This is a genomic window from Mycobacterium sp. NGS18 (genome assembly GCF_059813185.1).
Window position 1 is genome coordinate 185,843 of record NZ_JCALEC010000007.1, and the last position, 24,984, is coordinate 210,826.

Consider the following 24,984-nt stretch of genomic DNA (forward strand, 5'->3'; position numbering starts at 1 on the left):
CCGGCATCGTGAGCGTATGGCTCTGCGACAGGTCACGCGCCGATCGATACCCGAACACGTCTTCGAGCAGATCATGTCCGACGTACTCAGCGGCGAGATGGCACCCGGCGAGCTGCTGCCCAACGAGCGCAAGCTCGCCGAAGTGCTCGGCGTATCCCGGCCGGCGGTGCGAGAAGCACTCACACGTCTGAACGCAGCCGGCCTGATCGAAGTCCGGCACGGTGACGCCACGACGGTGCGCGACTATCGCCGTCACGCCGGCCTGGACCTGCTGCCCCGCCTCGTGCTCCGGGGCGACGAGCTGGACCTGGCGGTGGTGCGCAGCATTTTGGAGGCCCGGCTGCACAATGGGCCCAAGGTCGCCGAACTGGCTGCCGAACGCAGCGGCCCGCAGGCAGCCGCGGTGCTCGACGGCGCCGCGGATGCGCTGGCCGCCGAAGAGGATCCGGTGCAGCGGCAGCGTGCGGCACTGACGTTCTGGGACCACGTCGTCGACGCCGCTGACTCCATCGTCTTCCGGCTGATGTTCAACACGCTGCGCGCAACCTACGAACCTGCCCTCGAAGCTCTTGCCACCGTGATGGCCGCCGAGGTCAGTCGCCCCGAGCTGTACCGGCGGGTGACGCAGGCGATCGCCGCCGGCGACTCGGCGAGCGCCGGACGCGCCGCGACCGAGCTCCTGGAACCGGCCACCCGCGGCCTGCTCAGCGCCCTGTCCGGTTTGGACGAGCAGCGATGACGACACCGACCCGTGGCGGTGTCACCCTGTCCGATGCGGGCCCGGAGTTTTGGCGCCACCCCTCCCCCTGGTGCCTCGCCCTCACGCTGCTTGGGGCACTGACCGCCCGGATCGTCGTCGGCGACTGGCAGCTCACCGACGTCATGCTCCCAGCGTTTATGCTCGTCGCTTTTCCGGTTTTCGAGTGGGTCATCCACGTCGCCATCCTGCATTGGCGACCACGCTCGGCCGGCCGCCTTACCCTGGACCCGTTGCTCGCCCGCAAACACCGTGAGCATCACCGTGAACCGCGACGAATCGAGCTCATCTTCATCCCGCGGCAGACTTTGTTCTGGTTGATCCCGTCCGCGGTCGCTGTGCCGTTGCTGGTCTTCAGCCGACTCGGTCTCGGGCTAACGGCCGTGGTTTTCTTGGCCGGCCTCGGATTGGTCTACGAGTGGACGCATTACCTCATCCACACCGACTACAAGCCGAAATCCAATGTCTACCGGGCCATTTGGCGCAACCACCGGCGACACCACTTCAAGAACGAGAACTACTGGTTCACCGTCACCAGCACCGGAACCGCCGATCGACTACTCGGTACCTACCCGAATCAGTCGACGGTACCGACGTCTCCGACCGCCAAGGACCTGCACGGCGTGACACGCTGACGCCGCGTCGGCGAACTGGCCCTTCGATGGCTCGAAGAAGCTCATGATTATCCGATGTACCGCCACAACCGGATGCCCGGATCATGAGCGCACCCGATTCTCCGCGTGCCACCCGGGTCTCGCGGTTTCAGCTGGTCGCTTCGCTCGGGGTAATCGCGATCCCGGCACTGGGCTGGTTCACCCAGCGGTGGTCCGGCGCGACGACCCTGGTGGTGTACTGGTTCGAGAACGTCGCCATGTGCCTGCTGGTGATGGCTCGCGTCGCCGTGCACCGGCGCTGGAACCCGAGATACGGCCACTTCCACTATCGCGCACCGCAATCCGGCGGCCCGGCGAACCAATCGTTCCTGGCCGGCTTCGCCCTTGTGAGCCTGGCCTTCTGCGCTGCTCACGGGATCTTCCTCGGGGCCATTCTCGCTCTGCTGGCTCACAACCGGGCGCCTGCACTTGAGCTGATCGATCTCGACTGGCGCGCTGCCGGGTGGGGCTGCCTAAGCGTACTGCTGTTCCTGACGCTGAATTTCCTGCTCGATCTGGTCGATTTGCGCCGATGGTCCTTCCGAGATGTCGAGCGCACCGCCGACGTCGGACTGGGCCGAGTCATGGTCGTGCATCTGACGTTGTTGCTCGGATTCGCCGGGATCGCCGCCACGGATGCTCCCAGCACGTTGTTCGGGGTGTTCGTCGTGCTCAAGTCGCTGGCCGCACTCAGCGCCGTGGTCCCCCAATGGCAGCCGGATCGCCCTCCGCGCTGGCTCAGCAACCTGATGAACCGGATGCCGAACGTGCACCCGGGCGAACGCTTCGAGGATTTCTGGGTCCAGGATCAAGCGCGCGAGCGAGAGCGGCGGCGGCGCAACGAGCAGCCCTGGGAGACGACGCCGTAGGACTACCGGCTGGAAATGCCGCGCGCGACCTCGCCATAGCGCTCGAAGCGCTCGCGGTCACCGAGGGCGTTGTACAAGACCAGCCGAGTCGCCACTCCCCCGTACTTGCCGACCAAGCTGTCGGCCAACGCATCCCACGTCGACTCGGTGGCAAACACGGCCAGGTGTTCGTCGGTGATCTGCGCCGCCATCCCCGCGAAGTCACCGGCCTTCTGCTTCTCCCGGATCCGGGCGGTGGTGCCCTCGAATCCGGCCTCATCCCAGATGAAGGCATAGTTCGGCGTGCTTCCGTAAAAACTCATGCTGGCGCGCACCAGTTCGCGTTCCTTGTGACGCTCTTCGTCGCTGTCGCCGACGATCGTCATCGCGGGCACGATAACGGCGATGTCCGACGGTGAGCGGCCCGCCCTGGCCGCCCCTTCGGCGACCTTCGGCACGACGTGGCGGGCCAGATAGCCGGGCTCGCCGAGCGGATGCACGTGCACCCCGTCAGCCACTTCGCCTGCCATGCGCAGCATCCACGGATTCACCGCCGCGACATCGACTTTCGGGTCGGGCGCCTCGATCACCCCGGGGCTCCATTGCGGAGTGATGAAGTCGAGGTCGTAGAAGGGTCCGTGATGATCCAGTGTCCCCGTGCGGAACGCGGCAAAGCATGCCTTCACGGCGAGCACGTAGTCGCGCAGGCGCGGACCGGGATGGTCGAACGCCGCACCGTAGCGCCGCACGACATGGGTACGGACCTGCGTGCCGAGACCGAGCCGGAATTTCCCGGCCGTCGCCTCCTGCAGCTCCCATGCCGTCGCGGCCGTGACGAACGGGCTACGCGGAAAGGCAACCGCGACGCCGGTCGAAAGCTCCAGATCGGGAGCGGCCTGAGATGCCATGGCAGCGTTGAGATACGCGGTACGACCGGCTTCGGTGAACAGCAGACCGGAGAAACCCGCAGCCTGGGTGTGCCGGGCCAATTCGCCGACCTTTCCCAGGTGCTGCGGAAGGGTCATGACGTCGACTCGCACGGCCAAAGCCTACGCGCTTGGTTCCCTTGCGCTGGGTGGCCGCAAGCCGGGCGCGTCGGAATCAGCTGCCGATGGCGACCACCACGGCGGCGGCCAGGTACACGATCTCCTCGGCGGCGCGCAGCGGCAGTCGCGTCGTCATCGACCTGGGCGGATCGGGCATCCGTGCGGCATAGACGTTGGCGGGGAACATCGCCAGCATCAACAGCAGCAGGCAGACGGCGGCGACGGTTCGGGTTCCCGGGATCAGCAGGGCCGCCGCGCCGACGAGTTCGAGCAGCCCGGTGATGCTGACCAGCAGTCCCGGCGCGGGCAGCGCCGGTGGAACGATCGCGATCAGATCGGCCCGCAGCGGCGGCGCGAAGTGCGCCACCCCGGTCACCAAGAACATCGCCGCCAGGCCGACGGCGATCGCGCCGGCCCAACTATTCACGTAGTCGGCGCCGGCCCAGCCGATAACCCGGGCGATGATGCTGCCCGCCACCAGCGTGATCAATGGGGCCATCAGCACTCCCCCGCTATCTAGACGGTGACAAGTTGATAGCGGCGACGGTAGCCCCCTAATCCAGACACTGTCAAGATTGCCCGCTATGCTGGCGGTCATGGCCCGCCCGACGTATCACCACGGCGATCTCCGCGCCGCGATCCTGGCCGAGGCCGCGCGCATGGTGGCCGACCACGGCGCCGACCGGGTGTCACTGCGGGAGCTGGCGCGAGCGGCCGGCGTGTCCCATGCGGCGCCCGCGCATCACTTCACCGACCGGCGCGGACTGTTCACCGCCCTGGCCACCGAGGGGTTTGAGCTGCTGTGCGCCGCGCTGACCGCGGCCCGGCCCCGCTTCGCCGACGCCGCCCTGGCCTACGTGCGGTTCGCCCTCGAGCATTCGGGCCACTACGAGGTGATGTTCGACAAGTCGCTGCTGGACACCTCTGATCCCGAGCTGATCGCGGCCGAAGCCGCAGCCGCGGCCGAATTGTCCCGAGGGGTAGCCACTTTGACGGACCCACACGCTCGCGACGACCCGGCCGGCGCCGAGTTGGCGGCATGGTCACTGGTGCACGGCTTTTCGACGTTGTGGCTCAACGGCGCAGTCAGCCCAGCGGTGAAAGCCGGCGACCCCATGAAGACGGCCGAGCGGATCGCCCGCATGCTGTTCGACGGCTGAGGCCTGTAGCGTGACGCAGGTGAACTCCACTCGGATGCATTCCCTGGTCGGGCTCGTCGCCTGTGTCGCAGCCATCGCCGTCCCCCTGGCCGGAGCCGGCACGGCAACGGCGGCCTCCTCCTGCCCCACCGCCGCGCCGGCGACCGGCGGCACACCGGAGTGGACGCTGAACGGGGCCACCGGCAGCGTCGCGGTCACCGGGTCGACCGAGACGGCCGCGCCGCGGGTGGAGGTGTCGGCACCGTTCAGCGTCGCCCAGACCCAGGTGCACACGTTGCGGGCCGGCGATGGCCCGGTGGTTCCGGCAACGGCCACGGTGAGCGTCTGCTACATGGGTGTCAACGGACGCGACGGCACCGTATTCGACAGCAGCTATCAGCGGGGCGCCCCAGTCGACTTCCCGCTCAACGGAGTCGTGCCGGGATTCCAGAAAGCGATCGCGGGACAACACGTGGGGTCCACGGTCGCGGTCGCCATGACGTCGGCGGACGGCTACCCCGACGGCCAGCCCCGCGCGGGAATCCGGCCGGGCGACACCCTCGTCTTCGCGATCAAGATCCTCAGCGCCTGAACCTGCCGCGCCATCGCGGCGCATTCGGCCACCCCGTGAGCAGCCGGGTTGGAGACTGTTGGTCATGACGATCACCGCCGACGTCGTGGCCGAACGAGCGGCACCGTCGGCACCGCCGACGACCGCCTTCGCACCTCTGTCGGCCCCAGCACGGCTCCCGAAGTCGTCGTCCGTGGCACCCCGGCGAACCTGGTGCGCTGGCTCGCGGGGCGCCGGGCGTCAGCCGCGGTCACCATGGCCGGTCCGGCTGCCCCGGTGCAGGTACTTCGGGCATTTCAAGGTCACGTGTGAAACCGCAGCTCATCGGCGTTTCGGTCGCGGCGCACGGCGGTCGGCCCTGAGCCGGAAAGAAAACCCTCGCAACAGCGTTTGAGCGGGCATTCACCGGGGAAAACAGCGCGGCAGTTGACGCGTTTGGGGGACGGCGAGTGCGTTCGGGAGACCAACACAGCAGCGGGACGCTCGGGTGCACTCCCGCGTCATCGGCTCGGCCCGCGCCGCACCGCAGCTCGGTTGTCGGCGATTCCGCCGAGCTAGCCTCGTCGGCCCTTGTACAGCGGTCATCCGCGGCGGATTCCCGGTGGCCCACACGCTCGGAGGCCGGCTAAAGAAGCTACGGCGAACTACCAATCGGGAGAATCTCATGACTGACACCGAACTCAAGCCGGACATCGCGCACATCCAGTCGCATTATGACCGGTCCAACGAATTCTTCCGGCTGTGGTTGGACCCGACGATGACCTACAGCTGCGCGTATTTCGAGCGCGACGACATGACACTCGAAGAGGCGCAGATGGCGAAAGTGGATCTGGCGCTGGGCAAACTGGGACTGAAACCCGGGATGACGCTGCTCGACATCGGCTCCGGTTGGGGTTCGACCATGCGGCGCGCGGTGGAAAAGTACGATGTCAACGTCATCGGCCTGACGTTGAGCGAAAACCAAGTGGCCCATTGCGAGCGCAAGTTCGCCGAGATGGACAGCCCGCGAACCAAACAGGTGCGGTTGCAGGGCTGGGAGCAGTTCGACGAACCGGTGGACCGCATCGTCTCATTGGGCGCCTTCGAGCACTTCGCCGACGGCGTGGGCACCTACGAGCGCTACGACGACTTCTTCAAAATGTGCTATCACGTGCTGCCCGACGACGGGGTGATGCTGCTGCACTCGATCGTGGTGCCCTCCCTCGAGGAGTCCCAGCAAATGGGGCTCAAGCGCACGATGTCGCTGCTGCGGTTCATCAACTTCATCCGCAAGGAGATCTACCCCGGCGGCCGACTGCCGCTGGCATCGATCGTCGACGAGCACGCGACCCGGTGCGGTTTCGAGATCACCCGCCATCACCGGATCGGTTCGAACTATGTGCGCACGCTTGACACCTGGGCCAAAGCTCTGGAGGCGCACAAGGCCGAGGCGATCGAGCTCAAGGGCGAAGAGATGTACGAGACGTTCCTGAAGTACCTGACCGGCTGCCGCGAATTGTTCCGCGACGGCTATACCGACGTCTGCCAATTCACGATGGAAAAGCCGGCGGTGTAACGAGAGGACAAAGGTGGCATGTCATGACAACGCAGCTGAGACCGTACTACGAAGAGTCGCAAGCGGCCTATGACATCTCGGATGAGTTCTTCTCGTTGTTCCTCGACCCGAGCATGGCCTACACCTGTGCGTACTTCGAACGTGACGATATGAGCCTGCAGGAAGCGCAGAACGCCAAATATGATCTCGCGCTGCGCAAACTGCACCTGGAGCCGGGCATGACGGTGCTCGATGTCGGCTGCGGCTGGGGCGCGGGTCTGGTGCGGGCGGTGACTCAGTTCGATGTGAACGTCATCGGTATCACGCTGAGCCGCAACCATTGTGCCTACAGCGCGGCTTCCCTGGCGGCGGTCGACACCCGCCGTCACGCCGAGGCGCGCCTGCAGGGCTGGGAGGAGTTCGACGAGAAGGTCGATCGTATCTTCAGCGTGGAGGCGTTCGACGCGTTCAAGAAGACGCGGTACGCGGCGTTTTTCGATCGTGCCTACGAACTGATGCCCGACGACGGCCGAATGTTGTTGCACAGCATCTTCACCTACCCGCAGACCTATTGGCGCGAGCACGGCATCCCGATCACCATCAACGACCTGAAGTTCGTCAGGTTTCTGGGCAAGGAGATCTTCCCCGGCGGACAGATGGCCGGCCGTGACGACATCTACGACTACTCCCAGAGCGCCGGATTCACCATCGAGGAGGTCGAGGTCTTCCCGGAGCACTACGTGCGCACCTTGGACACGTGGGCGGAAAACCTTCGGGCCAACCGCGACCGCGCCATCGCCATCCAGTCCGAAGAGGTCTACGAGCGCTATATGCGTTATCTGACCGGCTGCGCGGGCCTGTTCCGCAAGGGCATCAGCAACGTCGGCCAATTCACCCTCACCAAGTAGCGGTCCGGGAAACGAGGCGAGGAAATGGCGAAGTTCTCGACGGGACACGGCTTTTCCGACGTGGTCGTCACCGGAGTCGCGATGACGACGGCGCTGGCCGCCAATGCGGACGACACCTGGAAGAAGTTGCTGGACGGGCAGAGCGGAATCCGCAGGCTCGATGACGAATGGGTCGAGGAGTACGACATGCCGGTACGCATCGGCGGTCATCTGCGTGAAGACTTCGACCACGGGTTGACCCGCATCGAGCAGCGCCGACTGTCATACCTCGGCAGTATGGCGACGATTATCGGCCGGCGAGTCTGGGAGAGCACCGGATCGCCTGAAGTCGACACCCGGCGGCTGATGGTGTCCATCGGCACCGGCCTGGGCTCACCCGAGCAGCTGGTCTGGGGCTATCAGGGCATGGTCGAACGCGGGATGAAGGGGGTGTCGCCGCTCGGGGTGCAGATGTACATGCCCAACGCATCCGCGGCCGCTGTCGGACTCGAGCGCGGCGCCAAGGCCGGCGTCATCACCCCGGTGTCGGCGTGCGCCTCTGGGGCCGAAGCCATTGCGCAGGCGTGGCGCGACATTGTCTACGACGAAGCCGACATCGCGATCTGCGGCGGGGTGGAGAACAAGATCGAGGCGGTTCCGATCGCCGGCTTCGCCGCCATGCGCGTCGTGTTGTCGACCAGCAACGACGACCCGGAAGGCGCGTGTCGCCCCTTCGACAAGGACCGCAACGGGTTCGTCTTCGGTGAGGCCGGCGCGCTGATGGTCATCGAGACCGAGGAGCACGCCAAAGCCCGCGGTGCGCCCATCCTCGCCCGCCTGATGGGCGCCGGCCTCACCTCCGACGGCTACCACATCGTGGCGCCCGACCCCAACGGTGAACGGGCCGGCTACGCGATGACCCGTGCGATCGAGCTCGCCGGGCTGGCTCCCGGCGACATCGACCACGTCAATGCGCACGCCACCGGAACCAAGATCGGCGATGTCGCCGAAGCCCACGCCATCCGCAATGCGTTGGGCGCCCATCAACCGGCGGTGTACGCACCGAAAGCGGCGCTCGGCCATTCGGTCGGTGCGGTCGGTGCGGTGGAGGCGATCCTGACCGTGTTGGCGCTGCGAGACCGGGTCGTGCCGCCGACGCTGAATCTGCACAACCTCGACCCGGAGATCGACCTGGATGTCGTCGCCGGGGATCCGCGGCCGGGCGACTACCGCTACGCCATCAGCAACTCGTTCGGCTTCGGCGGCCACAACGTGGCGCTGGCCTTCGGCGCCTATTAGGAAGCAGCGGAACATATGCCCAAAGATCTCCAACCTCATTTCGATGACGTACAGGCCCATTACGACCTGTCCGACGAGTTCTTCCGGCTGTTTCTCGATCCGTCCCAGACCTACAGCTGCGCCTACTTCGAACGCGACGACATGACCCTGGAGCAGGCTCAGCTCGCGAAAATCGATCTGTCCCTGGGCAAGTTGGGATTGCAGCCGGGGATGACGCTGCTTGACATCGGTTGCGGCTGGGGCGCCACGATGCGCCGAGCCATCGAGAAATACGACGTCAATGTCATCGGCCTTACCCTGAGCAAGAACCAGGCGGTCCACGCCCAGGCGACCTTCGACGCGATGGACACCTCCCGCCGCAGGCAGGTGCTGATGGAGGGCTGGGAGTGCTTCGACGAGCCCGTCGACCGGATCGTATCCATCGGCGCCTTCGAGCATTTCGGCCACGAGCGCTACGACGACTTCTTCGCCATGGCCTATCACGTCCTGCCCCCGTCCGGCGTGATGCTGCTACACACGATCTCCGGCTTGACGTTTCCCCAGATGGCGGAGCGCGGTCTGCCGTTGACGTTCGCGGTGGCCCGCTTCGTCAAGTTCATCGTCACCGAGATCTTCCCCGGCGGGCGGTTGCCCACCATCGAAATGGTGCACGACCACTCCGCGGGCGCGGGATTCACGCTGACCCGCCGCCAGTCCCTGCAACCGCACTACATACGAACACTCGACTGCTGGGCGAGCGCATTGGAAGCCCACCGCCAAGAGGCCATCGCGATTCAGTCCCAAGAGGTCTACGACCGCTACATGCATTACCTGACCGGCTGTGCCGACGGGTTCCGAAAGGGCTACATCGACGTCAACCAGTTCACGCTGGAGAAACGAGGCTCGCCGTGACCGAGGCACCCAACGTCTCCGACGGGATGCGACCGCATTTCGAAGACATCCAGGCGCACTACGACTTATCCGACGACTTCTTCGGCTTGTTCCAAGACCCGACCCGCACCTACAGTTGCGCCTACTTCGCAGAACCGGGTCTGTCGCTGGAAGATGCCCAGATAGCCAAAATCGACCTCAATCTCGACAAGCTGAACCTGCTTCCCGGCATGACGCTGCTCGACATCGGCTGCGGCTGGGGGGCCACCATGAAACGCGCTCTCGAGAAATACGACGTCAATGTCATCGGCCTGACCCTGTCGAAAAACCAGCGCGCCTACGCGCAGCAACTGATCGACTCCGTGGATTCCGATCGCAACCGCGAGGTCTTGTTGCACGGCTGGGAAGAATTCAGTCTTCCGGTCGACCGGATCGTGTCCATCGAGGCATTCGAACACTTCGGGCACGAGCGGTATAACGAGTTCTTCGCCCGGTGTTTCGACATCCTGCCCGACGACGGCCGGATGTCGATTCAGAGCAGCGTCAGCTTCCACCCCTACGACCTGAACGCCCGCGGCAAGAAGCTCACCTTCGAAACCGCGCGGTTCATCAAATTCATGGTCACCGAGATCTTCCCGGGCGGCCGGCTGCCCACCACCGACATGATGGTCGAACACGGCGAAAGAGCCGGATTCCTTGTTCCGGAAGCTCTTTCCTTGCGCCCGCATTACATCAAGACCCTGCAAATCTGGGGTGACGCGCTGGAAGCCCGCAAGGATGTCGCCATCGCGCTCCAGTCCGAAGAGGTCTACGAGCGCTACATGAAGTACCTGCGCGGCTGCCAGCACTACTTCGCCGACGAGATGCTCGACGTCAGCCTGGTCAGCTACCTCAAACCCAGGCCGGTTACCGGCTAAGAACGCCGGGTATGACCCGCGGCACGGCCACCACCAGGGCGACCGCATACGCACCGGCGAAGAGGTGTCGCGACGGCTTTCGGACTGTCACCGCCAGAGATCAGGAATCACCGGACGGCCGCGTCGGAGCCGATCAGCTCAGCGCTGCCACGGCCGCGTCGTAGTTCGGCTCACTGGCGATCTCCGGTACCAGCTCGGTGTAGGCGACCTTGCCGCCTGCATCGATGACCACCACGGCGCGCGCGAGCAGCCCGGCCATCGGACCATCCGTGATGGTCACCCCGTAGTCCCCGCCGAAGCTCGAGCGGAAGGCCGAGGCCGTGGTCACGTTCTCGATGCCCTCGGCACCGCAGAAGCGGTTCTGGGCGAACGGCAGATCGTTGGACACGCACACCACGGTCAGGCCGCTGGCGGCCGCGCGTTCGTTGAACGTCCGCACACTGGTGGCGCACACCGGGGTGTCGATGGACGGAAAAATGTTCAACAGCAAAGGCTTGCCGCCGAACTGAGCACTCTCGACCGCACCGAGGTCGGTGCCGGTCAGAGAGAACGCGGGCGCCGCATCCCCCACCGCGGGCAGTTCGCCGGCCGTCGTCACTGGGTTTCCGCGCAAGGTTATCTGTGCCATGCCGACAGTCTGCCAGGTGAACTCCGCATTACGCTCGACCCCCATCCGGTAGCGTGCGCTCATGGCCGACCGAAACCGCCGCTTCCTGCTCCGCGAACGCCCGACCGGCCGTATCGGCCCGAACACCTTCGAACTCAGCGAGCAGGCGGTGCCGTCCATCGGGGATGGCGAGGCGCTGGTGCGCGTCGACTGGATCTCGCTGGACCCGACCAACCGCATGTGGATCAACGACACTCCGTCGTACCTGCCGCCGGTCGGGATCGGAGAGGTCATGCGCGCGGGCGGACTCGGTGAGGTCGTCGCGTCGAATAATCCGAACTATCCGGTCGGCCAAATCGTGCAGGGCCTGACCGGCTGGCAGGAGTACGCCGTCGTCTCGGACGCGATGCCGTTGTTCCCGGTCGACGTGGCCGAAGGGGTCTCGCCGAGCGCGTATTTGGGCGCCCTGGGCATGACCGGACTCACCGCGTGGATCGGGATCCGCGACATCGGCAAACCCAAGCCCGGCGAGACCGTCGTTGTCTCGGCCGCAGCCGGCGCGGTCGGTTCGGTTGCGGGTCAGCTCGCCAAGGCCGATGGCGCGCGCGTCGTCGGGATCGCCGGCGGCCCGGAGAAGTGCGCGCTGTTGACCGACCAGCTCGGCTTCGACGCCGCCGTGGATTACCGGGCCGACGACTGGGCGGGCCAGCTCGCCGCCGCGACCCCCGACGGCATCGACGTCGATTTCGAAAACGTCGGCGGCGACATCATGGATGCGGTCTTCGCCCGCGTCAACGTCGGTGCCCGGATCGCGCTCTGCGGGCTGATCTCGGGCTACAACGCGACCAACCCGCCACCCGGACCGCGCGCGTTCGGAAACCTGCTCATCCAGCGCGCGACCCTGCAGGGCTTCATCGTGCTCGATCACTTCGATCGCGCGCAGGAGGCGAACAGCGAGATCACCGAGCTGATCTCCGCGGGAAGGCTCACGCCGCTCGAGACCGTCGTCGAGGGCTTCGAGCAGCTGCCGACCGCCATCAACATGCTGTTCGACGGCAAGAACGTTGGCAAGCTGGTGGTGAAGACGCACCACTAGGTGCGGCGCCGCCAGCGGTTGACAAGCGCCTCGGGCGCCCAGGCCGGCCAAGCCAGCTCCCCGATTTCGGCACCGCCCGCGAACTGCGCCACCACCCGCGGACCGACAGCACGCGAATTGTCGTAAACCGTTGCGACGTCGGCTATTCCGATCGCCTCGGCAACCAACGGCCACAGTCGGTGGTAGCGGTCTCGGATCTTCTCCTCGGGAACCGCATGCCCGCCGGCGGCCACCCGATACCGCACCCGCTGCACGGCCAGCGCCTCGGGGATCAGGACCGCATGCAGCACCACCGTGTAGTCATGGGCAAGGGCCGTAGCGATCAGGTCGAGCTTCGACTCGTGCGAGAACACCGTCTCGGCGATGAACGAACGTCCTTGTTCGATGAGCGCCATCCGGGTCTGTGCGGCCACCCGCGCGGCGTCGTACGCGCGCGCGGCGACCTCATCGGGCCAGCGACTCTTGGCGATCTCGTCGGCGTTGACAAACGGTGCCCCCGGCAGCAGTGGCGCCAGCGTGAGAGCAACGAAGGTCGACTTCCCCGCCCCGTTCGGGCCGACGATGAGGTCAAGGCGCCTCAGTGGGACGTCTCCACGATCACCGAGGTGCCGTCGGGCCGGTACTCGACGATGCGGCCGTCGTCATCGAGGGCAACCGTGGTGATGCCGCGGTCGGCAAGGATGTCGCCATAGTTGGTGTGGGCCAGGTTCTCCTCGATCGCCGCGGAGATCTCGGCGTTGAACACCACGCCTTCTTCCCGATTCAAGGCACCGGTGTCCAGATGGCCGGCCAGGGCCGACTCGACCCGCCGCCGCGCCGCGGTCTGCTGCGCCGACACCGCTCGGCCGACCCTTGCCCAGTGGTCGAGTTGCTGTTTGGCTGACCTGCTTTGCCGAGCACCCTCGGCGGCGGCACTGTCCACCAAATCCGCGGCAAACCTGGTGACCCGATCGGCGACCTCAGGCATGACCCACCTCCCGACTCCGTAGCATCCTGTAACGGATTATAGCAAAATGCTACACGCCGAGGCGCGCTGTAGCGTGGCGCAGGTGACTTCCTTTCGCGCCCCCTCTTTCGTCGCGTTCGCTGCCGGTGCCCTCTGCCTGGGAATGACGCTGACCGCGTGCGGCAGCTCTGAGGACAACACCTCCTCGGAGCGCACCTCCTCGGTCACGGATCTGTTCGTACCCCCCACCAACCAGACGCCGTCGGCCTGTCCGTCGACACCGCCCGCCGACGGCGGCGCAGCCGATTGGACACTGCCCGGCTCCAGCGGCAGCGTCGCGGTGACCGGCTCGACCGAGACCGCGGCCCCGCGCGTCGCCGTGGAGGCGCCGTTCACGGTGACTCAGACGCAGGTGCAGACGCTCAAGGCCGGCGACGGACCGATCGTCGCCGATAACGCGCGCGTGTCGGTCTGCTACATGGGCGTCAACGGCCGCGACGGGTCGGTGTTCGAGAGCAGCTACGAGCGGGGCGAGCCGGTGGAGTTCGGACTCGACCGCGTCGTGCCGGGCTTCCAGAAGGCCATCGCCGGCCAGAAAGTCGGCTCGACCGTGGCGGTCGCGATGATTCCCGCCGACGGTTACCCCGAGGGTCAACCGGCCGCCGGCATCCTGCCGGGCGACACCCTGGTCTTCGCGATCAAGATCCTCAAGGCCCGCTGAGCCGCAGTGCCATGGAATCGGCCCGGGTGGATCGCTGGCTGTGGGCGGTGCGAGTGACCAAGACCCGGCCGGACGCCGCTGCGGCCTGCCGCGGCGGGCATGTTCGGGTCAATAACCGGCCGGCCAAGCCCGCGACGCCGGTTTCTCCAGGTGACGTGGTGAGCGCCCGGGTGGGTGACCGCACCAGGACCGTCGAGGTCGTGCGGGTGATTCAGAAGCGGGTCGGTGCGGCCGATGCGGTGACCTGCTACCTGGATCGCACTCCGCCGCCCCCACCGGCTGCTCCTGCCCCGGTGGCCGCACGGGATCGCGGCGCCGGGCGGCCCACCAAACGCGACCGCCGGGCGCTGGACAAGTGGCGGGCCCAGCAGGGTTGACGCGTTACTGCGGGTGCGCGGCCAGGTACTGCTCGACCGGGATCCGCGTCGTCGAGACGTACCCGATCGGCAGTAACAGATCCCCGGCCGTCGTGCGGTAGTAGGTATCCCAGCGGTAGTAACTCGCGAATCCGGCCGGATCGCCACCGATGACCTCGGCATAGTCGTTGACCGCGCGCACATAGTGATCGGAATGGTTGTAGTTCCAGATGGCTTTGTCGCGGTTGGTGGCAAAACCGTTGGCGGCCAATAGTCTTCCGGCCGCCATGATGGCATCGCGCGGTGAGTGGATGTCGCCGCCGTTGCCGTACGCGGCAAACGTCGAGGGCAGGAACTGCATCGGGCCCTGCGCGGCGTCGTCGCTGACTCCGTTGATGCGGCCGAAGCCGGTCTCGACGAAGTTGATCGCCGCCAGGTAGTTCCACGGCACACCGGAGGCTGCCTCGGACGCGCGGTAGGCGGCCATCAGCTCGTTGGCCGGTACCGGTGGCACCACGCGCCACGGCGGCAGGGTGGATTTGGGCTCGGTGAGCGCCATGAGCTGGCGGCGGGCGTCGATGTTGCGGTCGTAGACCTCCAGCAGTGCGGCTGGGATCTGTGGGCGGGCGATCGCGTCCCACTCGGGATGCGCGCCCAGGGTGCGGTAGGCGACCTGCTGGCGACGGGCCGCGGCCGCAAGTACCTGCTCGGGCGCGGACGGGTTACGCAGCGCCTGGTCGGCGGCGGCCAGATCGGCGGCCACCGCGGCGGGATCCGATCCCGGCGCCGCACCGGCGGGCGCCGGCGCGGCGGCGAGAACGAAGACCAGAGCGGCGAGGGTGCGCAGTAACCGGACAGCCATGGGGTTCATCTTCGCCTGTCATCCGTGGCAAACCCGGCAAGACCGGGGCTCGGAGCGTTCCAAGCCAACTAGAACGTGTTCTGCTTACGACCCGACTGCGGATCATCATCGCTGGTCACTTCTGCTGATGGCCGACTACCGACTGTTACATTGGGGACCGACCAGCTCATGTCGTGGAGGAGATTGCGCGTGATCACCAGCCTGACAACCGACGTCGTCGTGGTCGGCTTCGGTGCGGCCGGCACCTGCGCGGCGATCACCGCCGCCGAACTCGGCGCTGAGGTCATAGCGCTCGATCGCGCCAACGGCGGCGGTGCCACCGCGATCTCCGGCGGCATCATCTACGCCGGGGCCGGCACGGCGGTCCAGCGCGAAGCCGGGGTGCACGACACCGCCGAGCAGATGCTGGACTACCTGCGCCTGGAGGTCGGCGACGCGGTCAGCCCGCAAACCTTGCAACGCTTCGTGGACACCAGCCCGGAGATGATCGACTGGTTGAGCAAACACGGGGTGCCGTTCAACGCCGCCTTGTGCCCCTACAAGACGTCGTTTCCGAACAACCGCTACTACCTGTACCACTCCGGCAGCGAGAACGCCGGCGTCTCCCGCGCGCAGACCCCGCCGGTGCAGCGCGGTCACCGCGCCTACGGCAAGGGCACCTCGGGCAAGAAGATCTATGCGCCACTGGCCGACTCGGCGCGCAAGCTCGGGGTGGATTTCCGGGCGCACACCAGGGTCACCGCACTGCTGCAGGACCCGTCGGGCCGGGTGACCGGGGTGCGCGCCCTGACCATGGGCGAGGCGCCGCGGCGCATCCAACGGCGCTACGCGAGGCTGGCCGCGATCTCCTCCAAGCCGGGCGTCTATTACCCGCCGCTGCGCGCCGCGATGGACCTTCGCCTGGCGAAGCTGGAGGACCGCTACGCCCGGCCGATCGAGATCACCGCGCGCCGCGGGGTGATCATCTGCGCCGGCGGCTTCATCGCCAACACCGAGTGGCGCAAGCGCTACGCCCCGGAATTCAACGGCGGCCTGCCGTTGGGCACCAGCGGGGACGACGGCAGCGGCATCGCGTTGGCGCAGAGAGTCGGTGGGGTGCCCGACCGGATGGACAACGTCTCGGCATGGCGGTTCATCACTCCGCCGAGCGCCTTCATCTCCGCGATCGTCGTCGACGAGAAGGGCACCCGGGTGATCGACGAGACCCGCTACGGTGCGGCGCTGGGCCAAGCGTTGGTGAAAAACCATGGCAGCAAAGGCTGGATCCTGGCCGACGCCGCACTCATGTCGGAGGCCCGCCGGCAGCTGCTCGCCCAGACGCTGTGGTTCCAGCGCGCCCAGGCCGCCGCGCTGCTGTTCACCGGCGCGGCGCGCGGGAGGACGCTGGCCGAGGCCGCCCGGGCCGCCGGCATCGACCCGGAAGGCCTGCAGGCCGCCGTCGCGGCGCACAACGACGCGATCGACTCCGGTACCGAGGACCCGGCCGGAAAGCCGGCCGAGTTCTGCCGTCGGATCGACAAGGCCCCGTTCACCCTGCTGGATATCTCGGTGCGGCCCAACGTCTTGCTGCCCACCCCGATGCTGACGCTGGGCGGGGTTCGGGTCGCCGAGGACACCGGCGCGGTCATCACCGCCGATGGCACACCGATCCCCGGACTCTACAGCGCCGGCCGCACCGCCATCGGCATCGCATCACGGTCCTACGTCAGCGGGCTCTCGATCGCCGACTGCGTGTTCGCCGGCCGCCGGGCCGGGGCGGCCGCGGCCGGGCGCCCGCCGGCCTGAGCCTTACGGCCCCTCGATCAGCTCCCGAAACCCCCTGGCGGGGTAGGTGTTTGCGCCGGCTTCCCGGACCCGCTCCAGCAAGTTGGTATCGGATGTCACCACGGTGACGTCGGGTGGCTCCTCAGCGCTTCGCACCAGCCGGACGATCTCGTCGTCAGCGGAATCTGCGCCGGCCCGCGGCGCCGCGGCGATCTCGATGAGCTGCGAGCTGATCGGCGGGGACGGCGGCTTTTCGAACACCACCGTGACGTGCCGGTCGCCGGCGGCCACCCAGCGTTCCAGCTGCAGCGTCAACCGGACCATGGCCGCGTGGCGGTCCTTCCACCAGCCGTCGGGCCGAGAACCGATCACGTTCATCGCGTCGACGATCCATCGCACGACTCCGACGGTACGGTGGCGCCATGTCTCTGGTCACCTATGCGTTGGACGACCACGTCGCCACCATCACCCTGAACCGTCCCGAAGCCCGCAACGCCATCAACGGGGCCATGCGCCAGGATCTCAACGCCGCCTGGGACCGGTTCCGGGCCGAGGAGGACTCCTGGGTCGGGATTCTCACCGCCGAGGGCGACGCGTTCTGCGCCGGGGCCGATCTCAAGGATTCGGTCGGCGCGGTCGGCACGTTTCCCGGCACGTTCTGGGAGAAGCCCACCATCAACTCGTTCGAAAGTGGCATGGAGCTTTTCAAGCCGACCATCGCCGCGGTGCACGGCCCGTGCATCGGCTACGGGCTGACGGGACTGTTGTTCTGCGACTTCGTGATCGCCAGCACTGAGGCAGTGTTCCGTTTCCCGGAGGTGTCGATCGGGGTGCCCACCATCGTCGGCGCGATCCGACTGCCGCAGCGGGTGGGCTGGGCCAACGCGATGGAGCTGCTGCTGACCGGCGAACCGATCACCGCGCAGCGGGCCAAGGAGATCGGGCTGGTGTGGAAGCTGGTCGAGCCGTCCGAGCTGCAAGAGACCGCCCGAGACTGGGCGCGCACCCTGACCATGGCCGCTCCCCTGGCCCAGCGAGCCACCAAGGAGGTGGCGTGGCGCAGCGCGGACATGAGCTGGATCGACGCGGTCCGCTTCGGTGAGACCATGCGCAAGGTCGCCGGGGCCACCGAGGACGTCGCCGAGGGCTTGCGGGCCTGGCAGGAGAAGCGCCCACCACGCTGGCAAGGCCGCTGAATCACACCGCGACGGGAGCGTGCTCGGCCCGCTCGGCGGTGTCCGGCAGGATCGGCGGGACGGTGGCCGCGGCGGCGACGCTCAGGTAAGCCACCACGAAGCATCCGATGGTGTACCAGAGACTGCCGATCGGGTCACCGTTGGCGGTCACCCCGTCCACCGCGCCGAGGTAGGCCGGCAGGGCGGTCAGCCACAGCACCGTCATGACCGCCAGGTACACCGCCGCGTAGCGGACGATCAGCGGATTGTCGTGGCGGCCCGCGGTGGCCGGGTTCAGCCTCAGCCGCCGCCACTGCACGATGAGCACCGGCAGGGCTACCGCCACGATGACCAGAAGCTCTGCGGCATAAGCGATCCCCAGCAACCTGCCGTCGGTGGCGGCACCGAGAAGGGTCGCCGGCAGCGGCAGGATGCCGGTCCCCAGCGACGCCACGAGGCCGATGACGATGGTGCGCCACACCACTTGCGGCCCGCTGAATCGCCTGCCCTGATCGACCTGGCGGCCGACGAACAGCTGGACGCAGAACGCCAGCGACGCCGGCCATAGTGCCGCGAACACCACCACGCTGCCCATCGGCACCGAGGCGAACATGGGCTGATTCAGCGGGTTGTCCACCGACCACTCCCACCAGCGCAGCTGCGGGCCGAGGTGGTCGAAAATCTCGTAGAAAACGTGGTGGACAAACCCCACGCAGATCGCACCGACGACGACGCCGTAGCGGCGGAACACCCCCAGAATGCGGACGATCTCGAAGGCGACGGTCGCCATCATCGGATAGATCGCGACGATGTACAGCGGCAGCCGGCCCCACAGGAAATCAACGGTGAACACGTTGTGCGCGAACATCGTATCGACATGCTCGCTGATGCCGAACGCCGCCGGAAAGTACAGCGGCGGCTCGATGATCAGCAGGTAGGCGATCGCACCGAACCACAGCGCCAGGTTGGTGGCATCCCCGTGGCGCCGGAACCGGTTGATCGCGTAGACCAGTGCCAGCACCGCCCCGATGATCACGGTGAGCTCCAGAACCGGCAACGTCCAGTTCTCCAGCTGCAACGGGTTGCGGAACTCCACCAGACCGCCGGCCTCCGAGCAGGAGAACCCCAGCGATTGGGCGAGCTGCTCGAAAGTCGGTGCACACAAGTCGGACATCAGGCGCTCTTCTCCTCGGCGGTGTACCACTTCGTCACGTCGTAGCCCTGGTCGTAGCGGGCGAACCACTCCTCGGCCAGCACCGGGATCTTCTCGTGCGCCGGTTGGTGATTGGGCAGCTGACTACGCACGATACCGTTCACGGCGGTGAGCACCTCGCCTTTGGGCAGATGTTTGAAGGCGTCGACGACCGGCCCTTGATCGGCCGGCCAGCCGAACGGCATCCGCCGCCGCCAGGCCTGTTTGCCGCGGTAGGTGCTGAACAGCGACAGCGCATCGACCTTGCGCTCGGCCAGCGGGATGTGCTTGTTGAATCCCAGGCACGCCACCTTGATCACGCTCATCACGTGTTTGAAGATCGACGGCGCCATCCGCATCCGGTACCACGGGTCGCCGACGACGGCGTCGTAGATGATCAGCGCGGAGCTGCGGTGCTCGACCTCTTCGACGAAGTGCCACAAGAACAGTGACGCGACCCGGTCATCGCCCGGCGCGAACAGCGTGTCGTCGTGATCGAGCATCAGCTTGAACACCGGTGTGAAGGTCGCCTCGAGATCGGCGGTGTAGGCCAGCCGGTAGCGCAGCGGTGTCTCCGCGACCAGTCTGTCGAACATCGCGTTGCACTCGTCAAGGGTCTCTTTGAGCCCCGGGTAGGCCTTGATCAGCGCCCGTGCGTGTCCGCGGTGGGCCATCGAGTGCTGGCCTTCCTGACGGACGAAGGCATCGGCCTCCTCGGCGATCTCCGGGTCGGTGATCGTCGGCGTGACGTCGGCCATGGTCGAGACGATCATCTTCTCGAACCCGATAGCCAGTAATGACACCGCGTTGGCCATTGACGAGAACGCCGGGTTGGCTTCGTTCCACACAAACGGCACGGGATGATCGGCGAATGCGAACCGCAACTTGCGCACGATCAGATCGGTCATGGCCACCTCAGCAATCAACATACAAATGAACGTCTTCGCGTATGATTGTTCGATGCGTGACGGTTGTCAAGGGATCCGCTGATGGCACGCCGACGCGGCTGGGGCGGTAACCCGCCCCGCGACGACGAAGAAGCCGGCCGGCGAATCATCGCCGCCGCCGTCGATCTGGTGGCCGAGACGGGCTCGGCGGTGTCGTTGGCCGACGTCGCCGCCGCGCTGGGCGTCATCCGGCAGACGGTGTACCGCTACTTCCCCACCGCCGACGCCTTGATGCGCGCCGTGGCCATCGCCTCGGTCGACGACTTCCTTGATCGGCTGACCGAACACGTCCAGGGCATTCACGATCCGGCCGACGCACTCACCGAAGGAACCCTCTACACCCTGGACGCGGTGACCCGCTCCCCGCAGCTGGGCGCGATGCTGTCCTCCACCTCCCCGCTCAACCGGGAGATGACGTCGCAGGAGTCCCTGGCATTGGGGATGCGGATGATCGATCGGTTCGACGTCGACTGGAAACAGCACGGCTACGACGAGCCCAGCTTGCGCGAACTCGTCGAGTTCACCCTGCGGATCATGTTGTCGTTCATCGTGGCGCCCAACGATTCCGATCGCTCCGCCGACGGGCTTCGCCGCTTCCTGCGGCGCTGGCTCGGCGAAGCGGTCGCCGCGCAGCGAAACCGCCCCGCGCCTTAACACAGATCACAGGTCTCCAGGGGCACCATCAGGCCCACATATATACCCTACGGGGTTTATAGTATCCCCCATCGTTTGGATCAGAGCTGAGTTACGGAGGAGCCACCGTTGTTGACAGTCGCTAAACGGACCTGGGTGCCGGTGGTCGTCGCCCTGGCGGCTATCGCCGGAACCGTTGCGGTGCTCAACCTTCGCGGCGCGTTCGGGTCCGACGAGATCTTCCGCTGGGATGGCAGTGGATCAGCGCCGATCGCGTCCATCAACGAGAAGCGGATCGTCTACGAGATCTTCGGGCCCGGCGGAGCCACCGGCAAAGTCAGCTACCTCGGCGAGCAGACCCAGGTGGTGCAGTCGACGTTCACCACCCTGCCCTGGTCGCACACCATGACCACGACGAGCCCGGCGGTGATCGCCAACCTGGTGGCCCAGGGTGACGGTGACGCAATCGGCTGCCGGATCACGGTCAACGGCGACATCAAAGACGAACAGCACGCCACCGGGCACCACGCCCAGGTCTTCTGTCTGGTCAAAGCCGCATGAGTGCGCTCGACAACCCCCGCCCGGCATACATGCGCCTGATCCGCCGGCTCGCGTGGCCGCTGATCATCTTCTGGCTGCTGCTGACCGTCGGCCTCAACGTGCTGGTGCCGCCGATCGAATCGGTCGCGCGCGAGCACGCCGTGACGATGTCCCCACAGGATGCGCCGTCGCTGATCGCCGCCAAGCACATCGGCGCGAAGTTCGACGAATTCGACTCCGACAGCATGGTCATGCTGGTGCTGGAAGGCCGGACCGAACTCGGAGCCGACGCCCACCGCTACTACGACACCCTGATCGAGAAGCTGTCCGCCGATCACCACCACGTGCAGCACATCTCTGACCTATGGGGTGATCCGATCACCGCCGCCGGCGTGCAGAGCACCGACGGCAAGGCCGCTTACGCGCAGATCAACACCGCCGGCGACCAGGGCAGCACCCTGGGCAACGAGTCGGTCGACGCAGTGCGCAAGATCGTCGCGTCGGTCCCGGCGCCCGATGGGGTGAGCGCGTATGTGACCGGCCAGGCCGCGCTGACCACCGACATGACCGAAGCCGCCGACAAATCCATGCTCAAGATGATGGCCGTCACCGGCCTGGTCATCATCATCATGCTGGCGATCGTCTACCGCTCGGCTGCCACGGTGGCGCTGGCTCTGGTGATGGTCGGCTTCGAGATGGGCACCGCCCGCGGCCTGGTTGCGCTGCTGGGAGACCGCGGCCTGCTGGGGTTCTCGACATTCGTGGTCGCGATGCTGTCGTCGCTGGCGATCGCGGCCGGCACCGACTATGCGATCTTCTTGATCGGCCGCTACCACGAGGCCCGCAACGCCGGCGAGGACCGCGAAACCGCGTGGTACTCAATGTTTCGCGGCACCTGGCATGTCATCTTGGGCTCCGGGCTGACCATCGCCGGGGCCTCGTTGTGTCTGCACTTCGCCCGGCTGTCCTATTTCAAAGCGCTCGGTATCCCGTCGGCGTTGGGCCTGCTGGTGGTGATCGCCGGCGCGCTGACCGTCGCGCCGGCCGTCGTCGCGGTGGCCGCGCCGTTGCTAGACCCCAAACGAGTCGAGGGACGCGGCTGGCGGCGCATCGGCACCGCGAACGTCCGCTGGCCCGGTGCGGTGTTCGTGAGCGCATTGCTGGTCACCCTGGCCGGAATGCTCGTCGTGCCGGGCATGAAGATCAGCTACAACGACCGCTATTACATCCCGTCCGACCTGCCGGCGAATGTCGGCTACGACGCCGCCGAACGGCACTTCAGCGCGGCCCGGATGAACCCCGATGTGTTGATGGTCGAGGCCGACCACGATCTGCGCAATTCGGCCGACATGATCATCTTGGACCGGATCGCCAAGAACATCTTCCGCACCCGCGGAGTGGAGCGGGTGCAGAGCATCACCCGGCCGTTGGGCAGCCCGATCGACCACACCTCCATCCCGTTCCAGGTCAGCATGGGGGCGGTGCCCATCCAGCAGAATCTGCAGTTCATGGACGACCGGCTGGCGGACATGCTCCAGATGAGCGACGACCTGGGTGCCACCGTCGAGTCCATGGAGCGGCTGCGGGATCTGGTCGACCGGATGGACACCACCACCGAGCGGATGACCACCGACATGGTGACGATCAATGCGACCGTTGACGAGATCCGGGACCACATCGCCGATTTCGACGACGTCGCGCGTCCGGTCCGCAACTACTTCTACTGGGAGCAGAACTGTTTCAACATCCCGGTCTGTCATGCCGTCCGGTCGGTGTTCGACGCCTACGACGGGATGGACAAGTTCAGCGAGAACATGGCACCGCTGCTGGCCGACATGGCCGACATGAACGCGGTCATGCCGCAGATGGTCGGGCAGTTCGAGCCGATGATCGCGGTCGCGAAATCCATGCAGGCCAGCCTGCTCTCGATGCACTCGACCTTCTCCGGACTGGTGACCCAGATGTCGCGGATGACCGACACCGCCACCGAGATGGGCCGGGCCTTCGACGCCTCCCGGGCCGACGACTACTTCTATCTGCCGCCCGAGGCCTTCGACAACCCGGACTTCCAGAAGGGCTTGGAGCTGTTCCTGTCCCCGGACGGCAAGGCGGCGCGGTTCATCGTCACCTACGACGCGGATCCGGCCACCCCCAAGGGCATTTCGTTCGTCGAGCCGATGCTGGCCGCCGCCCACGACGCGGTGAAGGGCACCCCGCTGACCGGCGCCAAGTTCTATCTCACCGGAACCGCGGCGGTGTACAACGACATCCAGTCCGGTTCCACTTACGACATCCTGATCGTCGCGGTGGCGGCAGTGACGTTGATCTTCATCGTAATGCTGCTGCTGACCCGGGCGCTGGTGGCAGCCTCGGTGATCGTCGGCACGGTGCTGTTGTCATTGAGCGCGGCGTTCGGGTTGTCGGTCCTGGTGTGGCAGTACCTCTTCGGTCTGCCGCTGAACTGGATCGCGCCGGTGTTCGGCGTCATCATCCTGCTGGCAGTCGGCTCGGATTACAACCTGTTGCTGGTCTCGCGCTTCCAGGAGGAAATCGGCGACGGGAGTAAGACGGGCATCAAGACCGGGATCATCCGCTCGATCGGCGGTACGGGATCGGTGGTCACCGCGGCGGGCCTGGTGTTCGCGTTCACGATGATGTCGATGGCGGTCAGCGACCTGTACTCGATCGGCCAGGCCGGCTCCACAATCGGGATCGGATTGCTGTTCGACACCCTCATCGTGCGATCATTCCTCACACCGTCGATCGCCGCCCTGCTCGGCCGCTGGTTCTGGTGGCCCAGAAGGATTCACAAAGTCCAGCCTGCGGCGACTACCCCGCTGCCGGTGACCGTGGGATCACGGTAGGACGGAAGTCGTACTGGGTGGCGGAGGGACCGAAACCGCCCCGGCCGCCCAGGTTCCCGAACGGAACCAGCGGAGGAATCGCCGACCCGGTCCCCACCCCCGCCGGAGCGACAGCACCGGTGATCGGCAGCGCCGTGGCCGTCGGAGTGGTGGCCACCCCCATGCCGGTCCAGGCCGGCGGCACCGACAGTGCCCCGATCGAGGCGGCCCGGCCCAGGCCGGCCGTGGCAGCCTGCCCTCCGGTGAAGCCGGTCAGTGTCACCGAACCGGCGGTACCGGCCGCCGCTGCCGGGGCAGCGGCCAGACCAGCGGCAGCACCCTTGGCTCCGTTGGTCCCGGTCATCAGCATCCGCATCAGCATGCTCATCGGCATCATCGCCATGCGCAGCGGCATGGTCAGCGAGGTCAGGCTGGACAGTGATGCCGTCGAAGTACCCGACGGCGTCTCGGTCACCGGCGCCGCCAGCGTCTGCAGCGCCGCCGGAGTCGTCGAGATCAGTTGCGGCCCTTGGCTCATCAAGGTCTCGGTGTCGGCTCCGGTGGTGGCCGCAGCAGATTGCGCTACCGACGAGGCCTGGCTGGCTTGTCGGGACGGGTCGGTGGTCTGCGGCGGCGAGGTGAACGGCCGGCGCCGGCGTACATCCGCGCCGAATTGATCTCCGGCGGCAAGGCTCCGAAATCCATTGCCTCCCCTTATGACCTGGCCGGCGATCCGCGCCGACGAGACGATTTAGGAATGTTATCTAGCTATTTTTGGTGC

Annotated in this window: 29 protein-coding genes and 1 pseudogene; 19 read left to right on the plus strand and 11 right to left on the minus strand. The window is 66.6% G+C overall.

The window, feature by feature from the left end; translation table 11 throughout:
- Nucleotides 1-16: 16 nt before the first annotated feature.
- From AC5Y31_RS15230 to AC5Y31_RS15240, 3 genes are all read left to right on the plus strand, one after another.
- Nucleotides 17-739: a FadR/GntR family transcriptional regulator gene (locus tag AC5Y31_RS15230; protein WP_499981298.1), complete on the plus strand. Its 723-nt coding sequence runs from the start codon at nt 17-19 to the stop codon at nt 737-739.
- On the plus strand, nt 736-1,392 hold the full coding sequence (locus AC5Y31_RS15235; RefSeq protein WP_065025577.1) for a sterol desaturase family protein: 657 nt from the start codon (nt 736-738) through the stop codon (nt 1,390-1,392). The genes AC5Y31_RS15230 and AC5Y31_RS15235 overlap by 4 nt, the downstream gene beginning before the upstream one ends.
- Before the next feature lie 83 nt (nt 1,393-1,475).
- On the plus strand, nt 1,476-2,279 hold the full coding sequence (locus AC5Y31_RS15240; protein WP_499981300.1) for a DUF6498-containing protein: 804 nt from the start codon (nt 1,476-1,478) through the stop codon (nt 2,277-2,279).
- Between the two features lie 2 nt (nt 2,280-2,281).
- On the opposite strand, the gene AC5Y31_RS15245 is transcribed toward AC5Y31_RS15240, so the two are convergent.
- Together AC5Y31_RS15245 and AC5Y31_RS15250 are read right to left on the minus strand one after the other, a co-directional pair.
- On the minus strand, nt 2,282-3,298 hold the full coding sequence (locus tag AC5Y31_RS15245; protein WP_499981301.1) for a TIGR03617 family F420-dependent LLM class oxidoreductase: 1,017 nt from the start codon (nt 3,296-3,298) through the stop codon (nt 2,282-2,284).
- A 61-nt stretch (nt 3,299-3,359) separates the two neighbouring features.
- Nucleotides 3,360-3,803: a DoxX family protein gene (locus AC5Y31_RS15250; protein ID WP_499981302.1), complete on the minus strand. Its 444-nt coding sequence runs from the start codon at nt 3,801-3,803 to the stop codon at nt 3,360-3,362.
- 97 nt (nt 3,804-3,900) lie between these two features.
- Between AC5Y31_RS15250 and AC5Y31_RS15255 the strand changes: the two genes are divergently transcribed.
- The 8 genes from AC5Y31_RS15255 (at nt 3,901) to AC5Y31_RS15290 (ending at nt 10,521) form a co-directional block, all read left to right on the plus strand.
- Entirely contained in the window at nt 3,901-4,464 is a 564-nt protein-coding gene (locus tag AC5Y31_RS15255) for a TetR/AcrR family transcriptional regulator (protein WP_499981304.1), read from the plus strand.
- 34 nt (nt 4,465-4,498) lie between these two features.
- A complete protein-coding gene (locus AC5Y31_RS15260; RefSeq protein ID WP_499981408.1) occupies nt 4,499-5,035 on the plus strand; it encodes an FKBP-type peptidyl-prolyl cis-trans isomerase in 537 nt (178 codons plus the stop codon).
- Nucleotides 5,036-5,083: 48 nt separating this feature from the next.
- Nucleotides 5,084-5,326: a hypothetical protein gene (locus AC5Y31_RS15265; RefSeq protein WP_499981305.1), complete on the plus strand. Its 243-nt coding sequence runs from the start codon at nt 5,084-5,086 to the stop codon at nt 5,324-5,326.
- Nucleotides 5,327-5,678: 352 nt separating this feature from the next.
- Nucleotides 5,679-6,569 (plus strand): cyclopropane mycolic acid synthase family methyltransferase, encoded by an 891-nt coding sequence (locus AC5Y31_RS15270; protein ID WP_499981307.1) that lies wholly within the window; start codon nt 5,679-5,681, stop codon nt 6,567-6,569.
- A gap of 23 nt (nt 6,570-6,592) precedes the next feature.
- On the plus strand, nt 6,593-7,456 hold the full coding sequence (locus AC5Y31_RS15275; protein WP_499981308.1) for a cyclopropane mycolic acid synthase family methyltransferase: 864 nt from the start codon (nt 6,593-6,595) through the stop codon (nt 7,454-7,456).
- Between the two features lie 24 nt (nt 7,457-7,480).
- Entirely contained in the window at nt 7,481-8,734 is a 1,254-nt protein-coding gene (locus AC5Y31_RS15280; RefSeq protein ID WP_499981309.1) for a KasA/KasB family beta-ketoacyl-ACP synthase, read from the plus strand.
- 15 nt (nt 8,735-8,749) lie between these two features.
- Nucleotides 8,750-9,625 carry a cyclopropane mycolic acid synthase family methyltransferase gene (locus tag AC5Y31_RS15285; protein WP_065025571.1) on the plus strand — a complete coding sequence of 292 codons (876 nt, stop codon included), beginning with the start codon at nt 8,750-8,752 and terminating at the stop codon, nt 9,623-9,625.
- Nucleotides 9,626-9,651: 26 nt separating this feature from the next.
- Nucleotides 9,652-10,521: a cyclopropane mycolic acid synthase family methyltransferase gene (locus tag AC5Y31_RS15290; protein ID WP_301636333.1), complete on the plus strand. Its 870-nt coding sequence runs from the start codon at nt 9,652-9,654 to the stop codon at nt 10,519-10,521.
- A gap of 133 nt (nt 10,522-10,654) precedes the next feature.
- On the opposite strand, the gene tpx is transcribed toward AC5Y31_RS15290, so the two are convergent.
- Nucleotides 10,655-11,149, minus strand: coding sequence for a thiol peroxidase (gene tpx / locus AC5Y31_RS15295; protein WP_499981409.1), 495 nt, complete (start codon nt 11,147-11,149; stop codon nt 10,655-10,657).
- A 61-nt stretch (nt 11,150-11,210) separates the two neighbouring features.
- On the opposite strand from tpx, the gene AC5Y31_RS15300 reads away from it, so the two are divergent.
- Entirely contained in the window at nt 11,211-12,224 is a 1,014-nt protein-coding gene (locus AC5Y31_RS15300; RefSeq protein ID WP_499981311.1) for an NADP-dependent oxidoreductase, read from the plus strand.
- On the opposite strand, the gene AC5Y31_RS15305 is transcribed toward AC5Y31_RS15300, so the two are convergent.
- Nucleotides 12,221-12,805: an ATPase gene (locus AC5Y31_RS15305; protein ID WP_499981411.1), complete on the minus strand. Its 585-nt coding sequence runs from the start codon at nt 12,803-12,805 to the stop codon at nt 12,221-12,223. The genes AC5Y31_RS15300 and AC5Y31_RS15305 overlap by 4 nt on opposite strands.
- Nucleotides 12,802-13,191: a TA system antitoxin ParD family protein gene (locus AC5Y31_RS15310; protein WP_301635726.1), complete on the minus strand. Its 390-nt coding sequence runs from the start codon at nt 13,189-13,191 to the stop codon at nt 12,802-12,804. Before AC5Y31_RS15310 ends, AC5Y31_RS15305 begins: the two co-directional genes overlap by 4 nt.
- A gap of 142 nt (nt 13,192-13,333) precedes the next feature.
- Between AC5Y31_RS15310 and AC5Y31_RS15315 the strand changes: the two genes are divergently transcribed.
- Both AC5Y31_RS15315 and AC5Y31_RS15320 read left to right on the plus strand, forming a co-directional pair.
- Nucleotides 13,334-13,891 (plus strand): FKBP-type peptidyl-prolyl cis-trans isomerase, encoded by a 558-nt coding sequence (locus AC5Y31_RS15315; protein ID WP_499981413.1) that lies wholly within the window; start codon nt 13,334-13,336, stop codon nt 13,889-13,891.
- An 11-nt stretch (nt 13,892-13,902) separates the two neighbouring features.
- On the plus strand, nt 13,903-14,268 hold the full coding sequence (locus tag AC5Y31_RS15320; protein WP_064855499.1) for an RNA-binding S4 domain-containing protein: 366 nt from the start codon (nt 13,903-13,905) through the stop codon (nt 14,266-14,268).
- Nucleotides 14,269-14,272: 4 nt separating this feature from the next.
- Here the strand turns inward: AC5Y31_RS15320 and AC5Y31_RS15325 are convergent, their stop codons facing one another.
- Entirely contained in the window at nt 14,273-15,109 is an 837-nt protein-coding gene (locus AC5Y31_RS15325; protein WP_499981312.1) for a lytic transglycosylase domain-containing protein, read from the minus strand.
- Between the two features lie 189 nt (nt 15,110-15,298).
- Here AC5Y31_RS15325 and AC5Y31_RS15330 point away from each other — a divergent pair, with 189 nt between their 5' ends.
- On the plus strand, nt 15,299-16,894 hold the full coding sequence (locus AC5Y31_RS15330; protein ID WP_499981314.1) for an FAD-binding protein: 1,596 nt from the start codon (nt 15,299-15,301) through the stop codon (nt 16,892-16,894).
- A 3-nt stretch (nt 16,895-16,897) separates the two neighbouring features.
- On the opposite strand, the gene AC5Y31_RS15335 is transcribed toward AC5Y31_RS15330, so the two are convergent.
- Nucleotides 16,898-17,272: an NYN domain-containing protein gene (locus tag AC5Y31_RS15335; protein ID WP_499981316.1), complete on the minus strand. Its 375-nt coding sequence runs from the start codon at nt 17,270-17,272 to the stop codon at nt 16,898-16,900.
- Between the two features lie 23 nt (nt 17,273-17,295).
- Between AC5Y31_RS15335 and AC5Y31_RS15340 the strand changes: the two genes are divergently transcribed.
- Nucleotides 17,296-18,069 carry an enoyl-CoA hydratase/isomerase family protein gene (locus tag AC5Y31_RS15340; protein ID WP_064855495.1) on the plus strand — a complete coding sequence of 258 codons (774 nt, stop codon included), beginning with the start codon at nt 17,296-17,298 and terminating at the stop codon, nt 18,067-18,069.
- A 1-nt stretch (nt 18,070) separates the two neighbouring features.
- On the opposite strand, the gene AC5Y31_RS15345 is transcribed toward AC5Y31_RS15340, so the two are convergent.
- Together AC5Y31_RS15345 and AC5Y31_RS15350 are read right to left on the minus strand one after the other, a co-directional pair.
- Nucleotides 18,071-19,222 (minus strand): hypothetical protein, encoded by a 1,152-nt coding sequence (locus AC5Y31_RS15345; RefSeq protein ID WP_499981318.1) that lies wholly within the window; start codon nt 19,220-19,222, stop codon nt 18,071-18,073.
- Nucleotides 19,222-20,148 carry a metal-dependent hydrolase gene (locus AC5Y31_RS15350; RefSeq protein WP_064855536.1) on the minus strand — a complete coding sequence of 309 codons (927 nt, stop codon included), beginning with the start codon at nt 20,146-20,148 and terminating at the stop codon, nt 19,222-19,224. The genes AC5Y31_RS15345 and AC5Y31_RS15350 overlap by 1 nt, the downstream gene beginning before the upstream one ends.
- A gap of 81 nt (nt 20,149-20,229) precedes the next feature.
- Here AC5Y31_RS15350 and AC5Y31_RS15355 point away from each other — a divergent pair, with 81 nt between their 5' ends.
- From AC5Y31_RS15355 to AC5Y31_RS15365, 3 genes are all read left to right on the plus strand, one after another.
- Nucleotides 20,230-20,841 carry a TetR/AcrR family transcriptional regulator gene (locus tag AC5Y31_RS15355; protein WP_064855493.1) on the plus strand — a complete coding sequence of 204 codons (612 nt, stop codon included), beginning with the start codon at nt 20,230-20,232 and terminating at the stop codon, nt 20,839-20,841.
- Nucleotides 20,842-20,949: 108 nt separating this feature from the next.
- A complete protein-coding gene (locus AC5Y31_RS15360; RefSeq protein ID WP_064855492.1) occupies nt 20,950-21,381 on the plus strand; it encodes an MmpS family transport accessory protein in 432 nt (143 codons plus the stop codon).
- Nucleotides 21,378-24,224 (plus strand): MMPL/RND family transporter, encoded by a 2,847-nt coding sequence (locus AC5Y31_RS15365; RefSeq protein WP_064855491.1) that lies wholly within the window; start codon nt 21,378-21,380, stop codon nt 24,222-24,224. The genes AC5Y31_RS15360 and AC5Y31_RS15365 overlap by 4 nt, the downstream gene beginning before the upstream one ends.
- On the opposite strand, the gene AC5Y31_RS15370 is transcribed toward AC5Y31_RS15365, so the two are convergent.
- The gene (locus AC5Y31_RS15370) at nt 24,190-24,741 is read right to left on the minus strand and encodes a PE/PPE C-terminal domain-containing protein (protein ID WP_499981321.1); all 552 of its coding nucleotides are present in this window, start codon (nt 24,739-24,741) and stop codon (nt 24,190-24,192) included. The two genes, AC5Y31_RS15365 and AC5Y31_RS15370, sit on opposite strands and share 35 nt — an antisense overlap.
- Before the next feature lie 98 nt (nt 24,742-24,839).
- Nucleotides 24,840-24,908 (minus strand): annotated as a pseudogene (locus tag AC5Y31_RS15375) (PPE domain-containing protein); the annotation flags it as partial.
- Nucleotides 24,909-24,984: the final 76 nt, after the last annotated feature.